The sequence below is a fragment of the Vreelandella titanicae BH1 genome (assembly GCF_000336575.1).
GTDB lineage: Bacteria > Pseudomonadota > Gammaproteobacteria > Pseudomonadales > Halomonadaceae > Vreelandella > Vreelandella titanicae.
Genome location: NZ_AOPO01000026.1, coordinates 1 through 17,661, shown reverse-complemented (window position 1 = coordinate 17,661; position 17,661 = coordinate 1). Strand labels below are relative to the sequence as shown.

General features: G+C 54.1%; 14 protein-coding genes. 9 read left to right on the top strand and 5 right to left on the bottom strand.

What is annotated here, in order from left to right; all coding sequences use genetic code 11:
• The first annotated feature begins 54 nt into the window (after positions 1–54).
• Together HALTITAN_RS23635 and HALTITAN_RS23630 are read left to right on the top strand one after the other, a co-directional pair.
• A complete protein-coding gene (locus HALTITAN_RS23635) occupies positions 55–936 on the top strand; it encodes a helix-turn-helix domain-containing protein (RefSeq protein WP_039860860.1) in 882 nt (293 codons plus the stop codon).
• Positions 937–1,044: 108 nt separating this feature from the next.
• Entirely contained in the window at positions 1,045–1,335 is a 291-nt protein-coding gene (locus HALTITAN_RS23630) for a HigA family addiction module antitoxin (RefSeq protein ID WP_201764715.1), read from the top strand.
• A 46-nt stretch (positions 1,336–1,381) separates the two neighbouring features.
• Here HALTITAN_RS23630 and HALTITAN_RS23625 read toward each other — a convergent pair whose 3' ends face one another.
• From HALTITAN_RS23625 to fhuB, 3 genes are read right to left on the bottom strand one after another with little or no spacing between them, the layout of a single operon-like run.
• On the bottom strand, positions 1,382–3,043 hold the full coding sequence (locus HALTITAN_RS23625) for a multidrug ABC transporter permease/ATP-binding protein (protein ID WP_039860844.1): 1,662 nt from the start codon (positions 3,041–3,043) through the stop codon (positions 1,382–1,384).
• A gap of 28 nt (positions 3,044–3,071) precedes the next feature.
• Positions 3,072–3,860: a siderophore-iron reductase FhuF gene (gene fhuF / locus HALTITAN_RS23620; RefSeq protein ID WP_039860843.1), complete on the bottom strand. Its 789-nt coding sequence runs from the start codon at positions 3,858–3,860 to the stop codon at positions 3,072–3,074.
• Entirely contained in the window at positions 3,857–5,857 is a 2,001-nt protein-coding gene (gene fhuB / locus HALTITAN_RS23615; RefSeq protein WP_039860842.1) for a Fe(3+)-hydroxamate ABC transporter permease FhuB, read from the bottom strand. Before fhuB ends, fhuF begins: the two co-directional genes overlap by 4 nt.
• A 189-nt stretch (positions 5,858–6,046) precedes the next feature.
• On the opposite strand from fhuB, the gene HALTITAN_RS23610 reads away from it, so the two are divergent.
• The gene (locus HALTITAN_RS23610; RefSeq protein WP_009288605.1) at positions 6,047–7,003 is read left to right on the top strand and encodes a siderophore-interacting protein; all 957 of its coding nucleotides are present in this window, start codon (positions 6,047–6,049) and stop codon (positions 7,001–7,003) included.
• Positions 6,996–7,619, top strand: coding sequence for a cytochrome b (locus HALTITAN_RS23605; protein ID WP_009288604.1), 624 nt, complete (start codon positions 6,996–6,998; stop codon positions 7,617–7,619). Before HALTITAN_RS23610 ends, HALTITAN_RS23605 begins: the two co-directional genes overlap by 8 nt.
• On the opposite strand, the gene HALTITAN_RS23600 is transcribed toward HALTITAN_RS23605, so the two are convergent.
• Positions 7,605–9,251, bottom strand: a complete 1,647-nt coding sequence (locus HALTITAN_RS23600) for a cyclic peptide export ABC transporter (RefSeq protein ID WP_039860838.1) — start codon at positions 9,249–9,251, stop codon at positions 7,605–7,607. The two genes, HALTITAN_RS23605 and HALTITAN_RS23600, sit on opposite strands and share 15 nt — an antisense overlap.
• A 211-nt stretch (positions 9,252–9,462) precedes the next feature.
• Here HALTITAN_RS23600 and HALTITAN_RS23595 point away from each other — a divergent pair, with 211 nt between their 5' ends.
• The 5 genes from HALTITAN_RS23595 (at position 9,463) to HALTITAN_RS23575 (ending at position 16,263) form a co-directional block, all read left to right on the top strand.
• Positions 9,463–10,575, top strand: a complete 1,113-nt coding sequence (locus tag HALTITAN_RS23595) for a GNAT family N-acetyltransferase (RefSeq protein ID WP_236614996.1) — start codon at positions 9,463–9,465, stop codon at positions 10,573–10,575.
• Positions 10,576–10,598: 23 nt separating this feature from the next.
• Positions 10,599–11,891, top strand: coding sequence for a lysine N(6)-hydroxylase/L-ornithine N(5)-oxygenase family protein (locus HALTITAN_RS23590; RefSeq protein ID WP_009288601.1), 1,293 nt, complete (start codon positions 10,599–10,601; stop codon positions 11,889–11,891).
• A gap of 174 nt (positions 11,892–12,065) precedes the next feature.
• Entirely contained in the window at positions 12,066–12,911 is an 846-nt protein-coding gene (locus HALTITAN_RS23585) for a formyltransferase family protein (RefSeq protein WP_039860835.1), read from the top strand.
• A 238-nt stretch (positions 12,912–13,149) separates the two neighbouring features.
• Positions 13,150–15,339: a TonB-dependent siderophore receptor gene (locus HALTITAN_RS23580; protein ID WP_009288600.1), complete on the top strand. Its 2,190-nt coding sequence runs from the start codon at positions 13,150–13,152 to the stop codon at positions 15,337–15,339.
• A gap of 63 nt (positions 15,340–15,402) precedes the next feature.
• The gene (locus tag HALTITAN_RS23575; RefSeq protein ID WP_009288599.1) at positions 15,403–16,263 is read left to right on the top strand and encodes an ABC transporter substrate-binding protein; all 861 of its coding nucleotides are present in this window, start codon (positions 15,403–15,405) and stop codon (positions 16,261–16,263) included.
• 68 nt (positions 16,264–16,331) lie between these two features.
• Here HALTITAN_RS23575 and HALTITAN_RS23570 read toward each other — a convergent pair.
• A partial coding sequence (locus HALTITAN_RS23570; RefSeq protein ID WP_039860833.1) for a thioesterase domain-containing protein occupies positions 16,332–17,661 on the bottom strand: 1,330 nt, incomplete at its 5' end.

Sequence of the window (17,661 nt, the reverse complement as noted above, 5' to 3'; positions counted from 1 at the left end):
CTATAAACGATAGCAATTATCATACTCATTCATATGCAAACCGATTCACTTCTTATGCGTTGCGATGCACCACCTCCCATTGGCGACTCTCTGCAAGGTTCTCAATGCTGCGTGCTGGATGATGGCCTCTCGGTAGTGTTAACCCGCTACCGTGCTAAACAAGCGCTAATCGAAGAGAGCCGCACACCCCATACGGGCGCAGGCGTGATTGTGACCTTTGGTCTACAAGGCCGCTCTGATTACCGAGAGCGCTGGGGGCCGCGCATCGATTTCGGTCACGGTCACACCACCGTAACTACCTTTGACCACAGCCAGGGGGAACGCCATATACCGGAAGGAGAAACAGTGCTTCAGTTACGCCTTGTCGCCAGCACTGGCTGGCTAGCGCGCTACCTGGGCGAGCGATATCAAGCAGCACTCCCCGCCTCTGGGGGTATTCGACCGCTGGCTTTTCGGCCTACGTCGCCGGCCAGCCGGGCACATCTGCAGGCGCTTCAGGTTTGCCTCCAAACAGGCAGCGCTCGGCTCCAGCAACACATTCACGCCTTGAGCTTATTGGGGGAACAACTTGAGACGCTGCTGCCGGAACCCTGCCCTACACGGAACATCGCCAGCGCAGACGCCGAGCGCATCGTTCAGGCCCGTGAAATCCTTCTCAACGAACTGGATCGCCCCTTGACCCTGGCCTATCTAGGAGCACGAGTGGGGCTAGGAGAGCAGAAGCTTAAGCTGGGGTTTCGCCGCATGTTTGGCACGACGCCTCAACATTTTCTTCATCAACAGCGCATGCGCCACGCCCATACGCTGCTGGAGAGCGGTCAACAGGTCGCTCAGGCCGCCTACGCCACGGGCTATCGGCACCCAAGTAACTTCAGCGCTGCCTTCACGCGCTTCTTCGGTTATGCCCCTAAAGCCACCAAACAGCGCAAAAGTTGATAACAAGTATTGCGAGTACTGATGCAGCTGTCCGAGCGAGTTCCGGCGGAACTGCACACTGTCGCGCGACACACTACAATAAATAAAAACCAGTTGGGATTATCACTGATGGGAGAAGAAACAATGGCGATGTATAACCCCTCACATCCGGGTCGCATTATCCGGCAACGTCTGATTGAGGATGAAGACGGCCACAAGATTGGCAGCGTGGCATCGGTCGCTGAACAACTCGGCTGCCACCGTAACACCCTGAACCGGGTAATTAACGGCAGCGCCTCCGTCACACCTGAAATGGCATTGGCTCTAGAAAAATTGCATGCCGGAAGCGCCGAATTCTGGCTATCCATGCAAACCAATTATGACCTATTTCAGCTTCGCCATAACCAGGGCGCAGCTTAGCTAAGCGATATCACTCACTATAACTAATTATTCTAAGCGACTCACATCAATGACTACCCACCCGGGCCACCGCATCGCGGCTGGCGGCTTCTCGCTGTTCGCCGGTGAGCTCTACCAACTGCCCCTGTCGCATTTCCAGCAGCCGGTCGGCTTGGTCGAAGTAGTGGTCGTCGTGGCTAATCACCACCAGCGTCTTACCCAGTGCTCGCAACTGGGGCAACAGCTCGCGGTAAAAGACCCGGCGGAACTGCGGGTCTTGGTCGGCGGCCCACTCGTCCAACAGCAACAGGTCGCGCTGCTCCGCAACGGCCAGCAGCATCGCCAAGCGTTTGCGCTGGCCCTGGGAGAGGTTGACGTTGGTGATGCGATCGCCGTCGAAGTCGAGCTTGCTATGCATGCCCAGCGCGGCAAGCCACTCCTCCACCAACGCCGGGTCGGGTGACTCACCCGCAGGGCCCATCAGACGATCAAACAAATGCAGGTCAGTGTATATGGCCGAGAAGTGCTGGCGATAGCGTGTCCAATCTTCCTCCTGCAGCGGCCTGCCATCGACGCGCACACCGCCGCTTTGAGGCTGGTAGAGCCCAGTCAGCAGCCTCGCCAAAGTCGATTTCCCGCTGCCGTTACCGCCGATCAGAAACACCACCTCGCCACGTTTCAAGGTCAGGTCGATAGGGCCGATGGCAAAACCCGCCCGAGATTCCTCATCCGGGTAGCGATAGCTGACCTGCTCAAGGGTTAGTTCCTGCCAGTCGTGGCGCAGCGCAGAGTGGCCGAACGCTTCGCGGTGCTCGGCCAAGTCTAAACTGCTGATCTTTTCGAACGCCACTCGGGCGTTAATCAGCGTCGGAAAGGCGCCAATGGCCTGCATAAGCGGCGCACGCAAAAACAGCAGCGTGAGTGAAAAAGTAGTGGCTACCTGCACCGATGCCCAGCCCAGGCCGTTGGCCAAAAAGAACGCGACGCCGATGGCGCCCAGCATCATGATGTTGAACCAGTTCACCGCGCTGAGATGGTAGGTATCACCAAGAATAAAATGACGCCGACAATCCTGTGCGTTAGGTGTATAGACATCGCGATACAGCCACTCGGCGCGGTCGCGATTGAGTGCCAGTTCCTTACGCCCCTCGATCACCGACTGGTAATCCGCGTAGAGACGATCCTGTATGTCGCGCAGTTTGGCCATATGCCCATAGACCCGGGCCACCAAACGCATGCCAATCAACACCGTCACGATCACCCAGAGCGCGGAGACACCCAGCATGGCAGGCGAAAGCCACGCCAGGTAAAGCGTGGCACCTATCGTCAGCACCCCGCCCTGCACCAGTTCCGGCAAGCGTATAAAAGCAACGGTCACTGAACTCACGTCGGTGGAGAGACTCGCCAGCAGTCGCGCACTGCCAATCTGCTCGGTGCGTTCGATATCGGTATCCAGAATTCGCTTGATCAACTGCCCCCGCAGCCGATAGACGAAATGGTGACCCAGCGTGGTCAGCGCCAATTGTGATGTCAGAGTAATGACCAGTAGCAACGCTATCAGCCCCAGGAACTCGGGCAGGATGCGCCAGGGGTCAGTGAAGGTGCCCAGCAGCCGTTGATTGATAAAGGCGATGACACCGATGCCCAGGCCAGCACTTGTGAGGCTAAGCAGTACCACTGCGACAAAAGGCCAACGATAATCACGCCATACAATCCTCAACAGCTCCATAAACAAGGCTCCTTTGGCGATTCGAAAGTTAGCTCCGGCGCTTGGCCGGCTTATTCTCAGGTTTTAGCGGGCAACCGCCACATAGCGGCTCACCGGGTAGCCGGTATTTGATACAGCATAGCCGCCGCACACGAGCAGGCGTCTCACCGCCCAGTTCTAGATAGCGCACCGGCTGGTAGAGCGGGTTGCGCCGCCCATCGGGCAGCGTCTTGGTATCGAGATAATCCAGCAGTGGATCACCCGCGCCGCTGAATTCCGGGAGCCGCGAACAGGTCTTCCCCACGAACTCCACATAGGCTCCAAGGTTGCTCCAAAACACTTTGGTAGAAAGCCCAGAAACCGCTGCAAGCGCCTCAATGAGTGGCGCACAGTGGTCGTCAAATAGCGTGCTAAAGCGGGCTTGGGGCGCTTGAGAGGACAGCGGAATGCCACCATGGGGCAACCAGATACGCCCGGTCTGGCCTTTATCACCAAGCGCCAGCCGTAGTTCGTTTATGCTCACCGGCAACGCGTAACCGAGGAGCAGATTGGCCACCAGCGTCGGAATCGAGACACTACTGAAATGATACTTCGACCAAATTGAAGCAACGGCTTTGCGGTCGGCATCTTCACCGTGGCTGCGGCCATAGCGCGCCAGTTGCTCACTCAGGAAGTCTCGATCCAGCAACGCAGAGGCTGCCAGCGTCGGTTCATCAGGCTGACCAAACGCTGGGGCTTTCAGGTTATCCAGTGGCGGCTGGCGGTACAGCGCTAACAGCGCCTCCGCAGGGTTCGCTGCTGCCCAAAGCTCCCTCGTTTTGATCGCCACGTTACTCATAGCCGCCGCAGCCCCCACATAAAGTAAGCGCCGCCAATCAGGGAGGCGACCAAGCCCGCTGGTATCTCATAGGGGAAAATAATCTGACGACCCACCCAGTCCGCCAGCACCATCAATAGCATGCCGATCAATGCAGCCCCCAGCAGATGCTGACCCGCCCGGGAGAAGCCGACCAAGCGCGCCATATGCGGCGCCAGCAGGCCAATAAACGAAAGCGGCCCCACCACCAGGGTGGCGCAGGCGGTTAACAAGGCCACCAACAGCAGCAACGCCAAACGGGCACGGTTGAGGGTTACCCCAAGCGCCTTGGCCGTCGGTGCGCCTAACGGCAAGATATCCAGCCAGCGGGTGAAGGGCAGCGTGATCAGCGCCAGCACGGCAGCAATCCCCCCTACCACCACCGCATTGGTGATATCCACGTAGTAGGTGGAGCCCGCCAGCCAGGCAATCACCTGCTGGCCACGAGGATCGCCACCTGCCAGCATTACGCTGCGAACCGCATCAAATAACGCACTGACCGCCACCCCGGTGAGCAGCAAACGCTCGGGGAGGTAACCGCTCTTGCGGTTGATACCTACCAACACCAGCAGTGTTGCGAAAGCCCCCAGGGTACCCACGCCAATCAGCATCATATTGGTGGGCGCAGGCAGCAGAAAAATCCCCAGAATCAGCGCAATGGCACAGCCACCGCTGATACCCAGCACTTCGGGGCTAGCCATGGGGTTGGCGGAAAGGCGCTGAAGAATCGTCCCGGCAATCGCCAGCATCAATCCGCTGGCGGCGGCCGCCATCACCCGGGGCATGCGCCACTGCATGACATTCCAGTTATTGGGTGCCAGCCAGTACCAGCCGTCTACACCCTGGCCAAACAGCAAGCCGAGAACCGTTGCCCCCAGTAACGCGAGCAGTAATCCGGTGGCTAAACGTGAAGGCGCTGGGTTACGGCGGGCGAAAACACCCGCCCCTTTCGGCGGCTGGTCGCCCTGCAGTTTCAGGCGCGGAATCAGCCACATTAACAGCGGTGCCCCCAGGGCACCGGTAATCGCCCCGGTAGGAATAAAAGCTGCCACCATGCCACCGAACTGCTGCAGCAGCAGATCCGTGGTAGCCAGCAGCACGGCCCCTAATAGCGTCGACCAGATTAGCCGCGGCCCTAAGCGGCGCGCACCGGCCATGCGCACGATATTCGGCGCTGCCAAGCCGATAAAACCGATGATGCCCACCACGCTGACAATGCTGCCGGTAATAAATACTGCCAACCCCATCCCCGCAAAGCGTAGATAGGTCAGCGAGACTCCCAGGCTCTTGGCACTGGCATCGTCCAGCTCCAGCACCGCCAAGGGCCGTAGCAAAAACCACGCGGCCACGCAGCTAATCGCTAGCCGAGGCCAGAGGATTGCAACGCCGTCCCAACCGTTTTGCGCCAGCGAGCCCGCCCCCCAGATCAGCAGCCCGGAGAGCGCCTCGTGGTTGAACAGCAGCAGCGCCGTAGACAGCGCCCCCAAGTACAGATTGACTACTAGGCCCGCCAGCACCACCACGATCGGCGCCAGCCCGCGCCGCCAGGAGAGCAGAAACACTAATCCAACCGCTAGCGCACCGCCCAATAAGGCGACCCATTCGCGCCCGGCGACAAGCAGCCCCGGCGCCAGCAAGGTGGCGGTCATCAACGCCAGGTTAGCGCCCGATGCCACCCCTAGGGTGGTGGGCGAAGCCAACGGGTTGCGCAGCACCTGCTGCATCAGCACGCCTGCCAACCCCAGGCCGCCCCCGGCGAGCAGGGCGATAGAGAGGCGCGGCCACCAAGCGTAGTAAAGCAGCAGCTCGTCAACGTTCTCAAAAGAAGGGGCCACTAATGCCTGCAGGCCCAGCGCGAAACCGCCTTGCCCCTCTAGGCCCACCCAAAACAGCACCACCATGGGCAGGCTAAGTAATAGGCAGGCTTTAGCTGGCGACATTCCCCCCATTCTTTGGGTAAATTGCGCAGCGCCTAGCATAGCGAGCACCCTTTTGTGATAACCGGACAGTTCGCCAAAAGAGACGTGATAGGCAGCAGCGTCATTTTCTTAGCCTTACTATTTATGCAAACGAGTTTATGGAAATTAGCGATTGAATAACTAACAACGATTCTAAATGATAATAATTAGCACTACAATTGACTCCTTATATATAAAGGAGGCATCACTATGGCAGCCAAACCGAGCTACCAGCTTTTCGATATCACCCTAGCCCGGCGTACCCAAGTCAGCGCCTCATTAGTCAGGTTCACCTTTACTGGCCCGGAAGTCAGCCAAATGGCGACCTACGCACCGGATCAGCGCGTCAAGCTATTCTTTCCCGAAGGCGGTGGCAGTCTCGAACCGCTGTTTGAGATTGCAAAGCTGGAAGAGCACGACTGGTACGGCGCCTACCGCGCACTGCCGGATGCCCAAAGGCCCTCAGCGCGCACCTACACTATTCGCGCCCTCCGCCCGGAGCAGGCTGAGGTGGACGTTGAATTTGTACTCCACGGCGACAATGGCCCCGCATCGCGCTGGGCAATGCACGCCCGCCCGGGTGACCGGCTAGCCATGACAGCCCCCGACGCAAATGCGGAAGGCCCAAAGCTGGGCTACGAGTGGAAGCCGCCCCAAGGCGTACAGCGTATTCTAATCATCGCCGATGAAACCGCCCTCCCCGCCGCCGCCGGTATTCTGGAAACCCTTGATGACCTGCCTCTCAAACCCAAAGTCGAAGCGCTATTCGAAGTGCCTCGCGGCGACGACGTTCAGCCGCTGCCCCAGGCCGCCAAACTGCGCTGGCTGGCCCGCGACGCTGAAGCCGGCTGCCAACACGGTGAGCTGCTGATGAGAGCGCTGCGCGATATTGATTTACATAAGGAAATTCAAGCGCTAGGCGGCACGCCTGCTAATACCACTACCAGCACCACTACCAGCGCCACGACCAACGACGAAAGCGACGATGAGGACGGCCCACTCTGGGAACCCGCCACCCTGGATGACAGTGCGCCCTTCTACGCCTGGATCGCCGCTGAAACCAAGGTCGCCATGAAGCTGCGCCGCTATTTGGTCAACGAGTGCGGGCTACCCAAACAGTACGTTACCAGCATGGGCTACTGGCGCCTGGGCAAGGCCAATGGTTAAGGGAACGGTAATCAACACGGCGTTAAACAGTAGCCACACAAGCAAGCCAGCTCAAACGCCTATTGGCTGGCGAGACAGCCCTGACGGCTATGGCCGGGTCAGCCGTACACTTCACTGGCTGACCGCAGCGCTAGTCACGCTGCAATTTACCGTGTTGCTGACCTGGAGAGGAATGGGCGAAAACGCTATCACGCTGTTCTTGGCGAGCATCGGGCCCCACGGCTCATTAGGATTTATGATTCTGATCGTGACGCTGGCTCGCCTTGGCTGGGCATGGATAAATCGCAAGCAACGCCCGCCCCACACGCTAGGGCTAGGTGGGCGCTTGGCGCGCTTTGTCCATATCACCTTTTATGGGCTACTAATGTGGTTGCCCGCTTTCGCTATTTTGCGCCAGTATGGCCGCGGCGGGGCGCTACGCTTTTATGGCATGGAGCTGCTGCCCGAAGCGGAACGCGACATCACCTGGATGATCGCCCCAGCCGAGCTCCTTCACGGCCCGCTCTCGTGGCTGCTATGTGGATTAGTCATCGGCCACATCACGATGGTGCTGATTCACCGCTTCTGGCTCAAAGATCGGGTACTGGCGCGTATGGTGGGGTCAAGAGGCCGGTGAGGGTTCCGCTAGCGGCTCTTCGGCAGTCTCAGACTCAGCAGCCAACAGCTTGCCACTCTCTAGCCGCACCAAGCGATCTGCGAGGTGGAAATAGCGGTCATCGTGGGTGATGACCAGCACCGCTTTGCCCATGCGTTTTAACTCGGGCAACACCTCGCAGTAAAACACCTCTTTGAATAACGGATCCTGATCCGCCGCCCACTCGTCAAACACCAAGAAGGGCCGATCCTCGAGGTAGGCAACCACCAGCGCCAGACGCTTACGCTGCCCCTGGGAGAGTGCTTGGGTGGTGAACGCACCGTTTTCAACCCGCACCTTGTGCTGCAGGTGCAACTTGGCCAGCAGGCGGTTACCTTCCTCGTCCAGACCATCACGCGGTGCCTCTAACAGGCGTTCAAAGAGATGGAAGTCCGAGAACACCACCGAGAAGAGCTGCCGGTAGGCATCCCAGCCATCCGCTTCGACCCGCTCGCCATTGAGCAATACCTCGCCACCTTCCGGCGGGTAAAGCCCCACCACTACTTTGGCCAGCGTGGTCTTACCGCTACCGTTGCCCCCCACCAGAAACACCACTTCCCCCGGCGTAAAGCTCAGATTAATCGGCCCCAACTCAAAGAAGTCATCGCTCTGCTCGTGGTAGTACTGATGGGTGACGTCGCGCAACTCAAGACGCTGCAAAGCAGGCACCTGAGGTGACGCTTGCCTCTCCTGCCCCTGGGGCATCTCTCGTGTGATGTCATCAATTCGGCTAGCGGCTACCCGCGCCATATTGATCCGCGGAATATTGATCAGCAATCCTTCAAGGGGGGTCACCATAAACACAAACACCAGGGCAAATCCGGTCATTACCTGGGTTTGATTAGGCCCATCGCCCGCCAACACAAACAATACCAGACCGATAAAGGCGTACATCAGGAACTGCCCCCAACTGGTCGAGATCACGAACAGCGACATGCCATAGGTGCGCAGCCGCCGCACGCCTTCAACCGACTCCCCCAGTATCTGATCCATAAAGACCCGGCTCTTGCGCTGGTGTAGGCGTAGCTCTTTTGCACCATCGGTCAGCGCGCGGAAATGACCAAACAATCGATCCTGCTCTGACGAGGCATCCTGGAGGTAGTGAATAGCGCGTAAGTGCACCAAGTGGTAACCGACAGCACCCAGCCCAATCACCCCAAGTGCAAACAAAAACACCTGCCATGAAAGCATTGCCAGGTAGCCCAAGCACCCCACCACGATGACCGTATTGGTCAAAATCACCGGCAAGCTAACGAACAGTACCGCCACATTGTTGCTGTGCTCGGTGAGCGCCGACTGGATCCGCGCACTGCCCACACGCTCGAACTGAGCAAAGGGGGTCTCGGCCACACACTGGGCGACAAAACTGCGTAACTCAGCCAGAGCACGCTGCCCCAACCGCTCAAACAGCGCCGTCGACACCATCCGACAGACCATTAGGGCCACAGCGATACCCGCGAAGGCCCAGGCCGCACTGGCGCGGCTGGCAGAGTCGCTGGTTAACGCCGCATTAATTTGGGCAATCAGCAGCACGCTGAAAAGCCCCGAGAGAATACTGGCCAGCGCAGCGGCGGTCATCAACCCGCGGGTTCGACGAATCAGATAGGAAAGCACATTCACCTCATTGGAAAGCGATTGGAAAAAAGCTATTGGAAAGCGGCATCTACCCATAAGACGAACCAGCGCCACAAAAAGTTAGCCATCTTTTATGTAAACATGCCTCATTCTCATTCGTCTTTAGGTAGAGAAGTCAGTACGCCGCCCTTCGGTGGGGGTGATTTTTTATTGCTGTTTTTTGATTCGTTTTTTCGATAGGAGCTTAGCGGTGTCCAGTTCTGTCCAGGAACAACCACAGGTACACGTACCCTCTGAAAGCTACGCGGTGGCCTCGCTGCTCTCACGCCCAGAGGGGTGCACCTATCAAGTTTCCTATGAGGTAACCACGCAAACACTTTATGTGGAAGGACATCAAGAGCGTCTTGAGTGGTTGCTAGTAGACGATAACAGCACCTTGATGCTGCAGTGGTCACAGCGTTCAGCACCACCTTTCCCGGCATTGCTTGCCGCTATCGAAGGGGCTTTTGCCTTTTACCCGGCCAGTGTTGCGCTACGCCTTCAGCTACCTAGTGTTTTGCACGCCAACCTGTGTGCCGCCGGCATCGCGGTTCAAGAAAGCCATGGGGAGCTCTGGGTCTATGCCGAGTTAATTTGGCAGTTACCCACACTTTGGCTTAACTCGCCACCCACGCGCCCTTACCCGCAGCAGCCCATATTGGAGAATGGAAAACGACACCCACGCCGCCCGCCGCGCCCCAGTGGCACGGTCTATCAGCGTCATATTGCCTGGCTGGATGCCACCTTAAGCTTTCGAGTGCTTGACCTGGAACTTGATCTGGAGCGCTTCAACCGCTGGATGAACGACCCGGTCGTCGCCCATTTCTGGGAAGAGCGGGGTGATTTGGAACAGCATCGCGAGCGGCTAGAAAGCACGCTCCAGAACCCCAGCGTTGTGCCATTGATCGGCTGTATCGACGGTGAGCCCTTCGGTTATTTCGAGACCTACTGGGCCAAGGAGGATCGCATCGGCGCTTATTACGATACCAGTGACTTTGACCGTGGCTGGCACGTACTCATAGGCGAAGCCGCTTTTTGCGGGCGGCCTTATGTCGCCGCTTGGCTGCCCTCTATCTCTCACTACCTGTTCCTGGACGACTGCCGCACCCAGCGCTTGGTGATTGAACCCCGCGTGGATAACGCCAAGATGCTGCGCAACCTTGCCCAGTGCGGTTATGCCCATGTAAAGGCGTTCGATTTCCCCCATAAGCGGGCCATGCTCGGCATGCAGCTACGCGAACACTTTTTCAACGAGCGCTGCTGGGTTCCGCAGCCCTCGCACCCTGGGTCAGCCCCACGACCCGATCCACGCTTCACCCCATAGACACATCAGCCACGAGGACTCTTATGCATATTCACGATTTGATCGGCATCGGCTTCGGCCCCTCCAATATTGCCCTGGCCATAGCTCTCGACGAACAGCGCCAGGCAGGGCAAGCGAAGGATGCCTTGTTTATTGAGCGCCAGCCCTGCTTTGCTTGGCACCCGCATATGCTGCTGGAAAATGCCCATATGCAGATCTCTTTTCTCAAAGATCTGGTCACGCCGCGTAACCCAGGGAGCCGTTTCAGCTTCCTCAATTACCTCCACAGCAAAGGCCGCCTGCAGGACTTTATCAACCTGCAGACCTTCTTCCCCAGCCGCCACGAGTTCAATGACTACCTAAGCTGGACTGCCAGCCACTTTGAACACCAGTGCAACTATGGGGAGGATGTGTTTGAAGTGCTGCCCGAAACTGACAACGACGAGGTCGCCTACCTCCGCGTGCGTTCACGGAATGAGAGCGGCGCGGTGCAGGAAAGGCTCACCCGTTCATTGGTAATTAGCGTGGGGGGGGCGCCCAATGTTCCTGAATGCTTCGCCGGGCTAAAAGACGACCCACGGGTCTTCCACTCCAGCCACTATCTGAGAGAGCTGGCGAAGCAATACGCCCCCAAACGCATCGCCGTAATCGGTGCGGGCCAGAGCGCCGCTGAGATATTCCTGGATCTACACGGCCGCGAAGGCATCCAGGTGGATCTTATTAGCCGGGCATGGGCCTTTAAACCCTCCGACGATAGCCCCTTCGTCAACGAGATATTCAACCCCGAATACACCGATTACGTGTTCAACAACCCCACCGGCCAGCGGGAAGCACTGCTGCAGGAGTACAAAAGCACCAACTACTCAGCCCCTGACTTGGCGCTGATTCAGGAGATTTACGATGTGTTCTATCAGCAAAAAGTAACCGGCCTGGCCCGACACCGCTTCCGCCGCCGCCATGAGGTGATCGGCAGCGAAGCAGGCCCTGAAGGCGTTGAGCTACTTGTGCGCGATTTGGAGAGCGGCCATACGGAGTCCACCCGCTACGACGCAGTGGTGTTAGCCACCGGCTATGTACGCGACACCCATAAACAGCTACTGGCCCCTGTTGCAGACTACCTGCCTGATTTTGCCGTCAACCGCCACTATCAGCTCTATACCAAGCCTAAGTTCAAACCGGCTATTTTCCTGCAAGGCAGTTGCGAACCCACCCATGGTTTAAGCGATACCCTGCTGTCGATTTTGGCGGCACGGACAAGTGAGATTTGTGATGCACTAGATCAGACAACTGCCTTATATGCCCCTTCTCCCTGTAAGCAGGAGGTTACTGCATCTTAGTTTTCACATACTCACGTTCATAAAACGTACCAGAGGCCAGTTCATTATCTGGCCTCTGGACGGCGTAGCTAAATGCTCTTGACTACCTTCTCAGCTGGAGCACAGGCACTGAATAAGTATGACGATGAGCCATAAGGCCAACACTATCTACTATTCTAGAAACATGGATAAAACATGTCTAAACTAAAACTAGCTTATATCCTGTCACTGAGAAATGCTGCAGCCGATAAAGCTGGGCAATACATTGAGTATAAGGGGGAGAAACAGTACATGATGTCCCCTCTTGAGTATCTGGTGACATCTCTCAACGAGACTCCGCTAGGCGATGCCTACTCTCTGGAAACTGTGATTTATGATGACGATGAAGGCTCAATAAAAGACCAAGAGAAGCTCAAAGACTATGGTTTCTGTCGTCAACTAGGAAAGCCATGGATCTTGCCACAAGAGCTCTTTGTGAAGGGATCACACATTGACGACCTTTTCTGCTCTATACCATCCGCTTACCGACGCTTACCAACCGACTCGCCCGATAGACTCCCTGCGAAATCGACTTTTGAAAAAAGCTTGCTAGAAAAGTTAGTGGCAGTCGAAGCAGACGTCGTCGTCCTTGACGGACTATTAGTCATTCTAGACGAGCTCATCCGCCCTCAGAGTCCTTTTTATCGCAAGATCGTCAATATCCATCCTGGGCTTACGCGCCAAGACTCCCCATATCAAAGGCGGGGTGCCTCGGCAACATTTGATGCACTGTACGGGGCTCAAGGAAAAAAAGTTATCAACTGGCAGACAATGGAGACCGAAAGCATTCCTACTATCAACAAGACTGGTGCCTCACTCCATTATGTGGACAGTGGAATTGATTCTGGCGAAGTCATCTACGACCTATTGGAAACTCATATCGAACCAGATGACTCCATCATTGAATTACGGTGGCGAAACTTTAATAAAAGCCTCTTTCCCACGCTTCACGAGGGGCTGAAAGCTCTAAAAAACGATATCACGGCTTCCTCAACGTGCTGAATTAATTGAATAGCCGCAGCACTAAATCAGGCAACGACACTTCGTGCTCCTTTACCTGTGAGCACGAAGTCATCGCACCATAATTTTAAGCCAATCCTCAATTTTGGTTTGAATTCAGGATTCCCCCCTCCCAGATGCTCACACGAAGTTGACATCAAGATATAGATACTCATAATACAAACAATAATAATTAACATTTACACAAAATCAAAATGAACCTCATGCAAGGAGAATATTCGTGAACCAACCTGCTTTCCGCCAACGGTGGCTAACCACAGCTGTTGCTGTTGCTGCCTGGAGTGCCCCGACAGCTGTGCTTGCTCAGGATGCTGAACAACACGGTAGTGGCTCCTCTACCACGCTCCCCACACTGCAAGTAACAGAAAGTCGTATCTATGAAGAAGCCACAGGGCCTATAGAGGGCTATGTAGCAACGCGCACCGCCACCGGCACAAAAACTGACACTCCCATTAATGAGGTGCCACAATCGATATCTGTGATTACCCGTGACGAGGTCGAAGCTCGGGGCGCACAATCAATCGGTGATGTCTTGAGCTATACGGCCGGTGTAGAAGGCCACGCTAATGGGCTGGATCCTCGACGTGATGTCATTTCCATACGCGGTTTTGGTGGAACAGAATACTTCTATCGTGATGGTTTAAGGCTCACAGGGTTTAGTAATCAGGGGAAAGTCGTCTCTGAACCTTATGGGCTAGAAAGAATAGAGGTACTTAGAGGCCCCGCGTCAGTTCTTTATGGGCAAGGCGGCCCTGGTGGGATAGTCAACTTAGTCAGCAAAAAACCCACAGAAACGCCTCAAGGCGAAGTGCGTGTGTCTGCTGGTAGCCACGATCATCATCAAGTCAATGCTGATGTTAGTGGTTATCTGGATGAACAAGGAGAGTTTAAATATCGCTTCGCAGGACTTCTAAGAGAGGCGAACGCGGAGATTGACTACATGCAGAACGACCGCACTTATCTCGCCCCTAGTTTTTCTTGGACACCAAACGATAGAACGTCCCTTACGCTGCTAGCTGAGTATAAAAATATTGATACAATTGGCTCGTATATAGCGCTTCCCAGACTTGGGACATTAGACAACAACCCCAACAACGGTAAAATCCCCCGTTCACGTTATGTCGGTGAACCAGATACTGACAACTTCGAACAAGACTATTTTTCAGTGGCGAGCTTATTCGAACATAAGCTCAACGATACAGTAACCATTCGACAAAATACTCGTTATCGGGAACTAGAAACAGACATTACAAATACCTATGCTGGTCAAATAATGGACGACCTCCGAACGGTTCCACGCTTTGGCTTAGGTCGTAATGAAAAAATTGATGCAATTACAACTGATAACCAACTACAATTTGATATCGACACTCAAGGAGTTGACCATAAAATATTAGTTGGCGTAGACTGGCAAAGAGCCAATAACGACCTTACTTACTACTCAGTCCAAGGCTTTACACCGTTAGATATCTTTGATCCTGTTTATGGAACTAGCAGTCCAACGCAGGCGGTTTCAGCTAGAGCTTCACAAGAACTTGAGCAAACTGGTCTTTATATTCAGGATCAAATAAAAATGGATGATCGCTGGGCTCTGACGCTAGCTGGTCGCCATGACTGGAGCAGTCAAACTAATCGTGATCGGATCGAAAATACTGAAAACAAAGCGTCTGACAGCGAATTTACTTATAGAGCAGGGCTCGCTTACACCGCAGATAATGGCCTAACGCCCTATATTGGTTACTCTACATCATTCTTGCCAGTCGTAGGTCAAGGTGCTGATGGCACAACTTTTGAGCCAGAAACAGCACAGCAATATGAGACTGGTATCAAATACCTCTCTAATGATGGAAATCTTTCGATTACAGGATCCATTTTTGACCTTACACGCCAGAATGTTACAACGGCTGATTTAGACAACCCTGGTTTTAACCAGCAAACAGGCGAATGGCGCTCCAGGGGCCTTGAGCTAGAGGCAAGAGCAAGTTTGCCCGTCGGTTTAGACCTAGTCGCCAGCTACACCTACTTGGATCTCGAAGTAACGGAAAGCAATGGGGATGATCTAGGCAAGAGACCAATTGATCAGCCTGAGAACATGGCAAACTTATGGGCTAATTACAACTTCAGCAGTGGTATATTTAACGGCTTAGGCCTTGGCGCTGGCGTGCGCTATATAGGCTCTAGTTACTACGATAGCGCTAATGAAAACTCACTTCCATCTACGACACTGTTTGACACATCAGTGAGTTATGACTTTTCAAAAGTCGATGCTAGCTTTGAAGGTTGGCATGCACAGGTCAATGCAAATAATGTTACCGATAAGGAGTATATAAGTAACTGTGGCTACTTTGGCGATTCATGCAAATATGGTGTAGGAAGAAATGTAATAGGAACAATATCCTACGATTGGTAGAACGAAGCCCCGAAAGTTAGCTTTCGGGGCTTTTCAGTTAATATTCTGGATTTCAATAAGACCATGGCAAATAAAATTTTATTAATATCCATTTTTTCTCTTTTCTCAAACTACGCGATAAGTTCTGAAAGACTGTCAATTGTCACATCTGACTGGGCTGCTGCTGAAACTCTTAGCATGTTAGGAGTTGCACCTATAGCTATTGCCCAGCTTCGAAACTATCAGGGTTGGACTGGTAATGAAGTTATAGAAAAGAAAGATGGCATTGACGTAGGTTTAAAAGCCATGCCAAACATGGAACTAATTTCAAACTATGAGCCAGACTTCTTGCTAGGTGAAAACCCAATCTTGCTACAGCATGTCTCAAAATTAGCGCCTACTATTGACACTTCACTTTACCCTTTTGAGCATGATCCATGGGAGTCAATTGTTGATTTTACTTTTGAGATTGCGGAACAACTTAATCTTCTTGCAGAAGCTGAAATTGTAACCGCACAAGCAAGCCAACAGTTAGCCATCCTGAGAGATCAAATAAAAAACAAAGAAACACCTGTTATTATTGCTCAATTCAGAGATGATCGCCATGCTTGGGTTTACGGAAAAAACAATATATTGCATGGCGTTATTGGTCAGTTAGGATTAACCAACGGATGGGAGCCATCAGCAAGTGCCACAGGTCTTTCAGTTGTAACTATTGATGTGTTAGCTAGAGTAGAAGGTCATTTATTTATTATAGAAAGTCCTGCTTACAAAGAGTGGGTCCGTGAGCGCTTAGAAAGCAGTGACATCTGGCAAACACTGATTAGCCAACGGGAAGGTAAAATCAGTTACATCCCTGGCGATTTTTGGGTTTTTGGCGCACTGCCTTCCGCCCTCCGTTTCGCCGAGTCTTTGACAGAAGCACTGGAAAATCAGCAAGAGTGAGGTGGGGCGAATCCTTAATTCTTCCCAGCCATACGACTGGGAAGAATTTCACATTATAGAAATAGCTATCATATCAGTAGCTTATCAGCCATATAAATATCCCGAGAGTTATCTACCTTCTGCAGCATTTCCACTATTTTTAATAGCAAGGTTTTTCCTGTAATGATAGAGAAATGATCATCGGATGTTTCGGTCGAGTACCTCGGTGGCTGTCCCAGCTGATGTGCTAGCGCCTGTTTCTGTTCCTGCAGTCGTCCATCCGCCCACCAACAATCCACCGCACAATACAGTTTTGGCAAGGCATCAACCTGTAATGAAAGGTACTTCAAGTGCCGAGCCACGCAGAATATCCGAGCGAGTTGTTCACTACCCATGGCAGCATAACCCTCACGACCATGTTCATCGTATGACGACATCAATTTCTCTAATTTAAAGGCGAGCACTTCCTCTCTTGGCTCTTGTGAGTCCTCATCTAAACCGTCGAGTACATCAAGCGAAACACCTGGCAGTATTACCGATGCAAAGCCAGCAAATTCTTTCTGCCAACTATCTTCACTATGCAGCCCGCTTCCAGGGATATAGGGATCTATCAAAGCCAACTGGGTTACGTCTTGGCCTTGCCTTTCAAGCCTAGCCGCAACCATCGCTGCCAATGACCCGCCAAGAGACCACCCCAGCAGTCGATAAGGACCCAGTGGTTGTATTCTACGTATCACCTCAACATAGGCATCCGCCATTGCATCAAGGGAGGTATCTTGATGCTCCGGATCGGCCAACATTCGGCACGGCAGGCCGTAAACAGTGCATATCCCTTGCAAGCGGCGGGCCAACGGCTGGTAGTCGAAAATTGTCCCCATAACGGCATGGATGCAGAATAGAGGCGGCTGATGACAACACTCACCATTGAGCATGACAGCCCCTTTGGGCAGTATCTCATTACGATTTCTCACTCCCAGCAAATTAGCAATGGTCGGTTTCTGCATCAGGTCGAATAATTTGAAGTTAAGTCTAGGTTCCTGAAGAGCTTGTACATGGCTCATCACTTGTAGACTTAGTAGGGAGTCACCACCTAACTCGAAGAAGTTATCGGTCTCGCCGACACGCTCAACACCCAGCACTTCTTGCCAGATCTCGGCGAGCTGTTGAGCTTCCAGTGTTGATGGTGTCACATACTCGCGAATTTCCTCTAGATCCGGCTCGGGCAACGCCTTACGATCCACCTTGCCGTTGGCATTCAACGGCAGTGCATCCAACGTGATCACGACGCCCGGCACCATATAATCCGGTAGAGTTTGGCCCAGCGCTTCAAGTAGTTCGCTGGTAACGAGCTCACCGTCGGCTTGAGGCACCACATAGGCCACTAGCCTTGAGCCACTAGGACTTTCCTGTGCAACCACT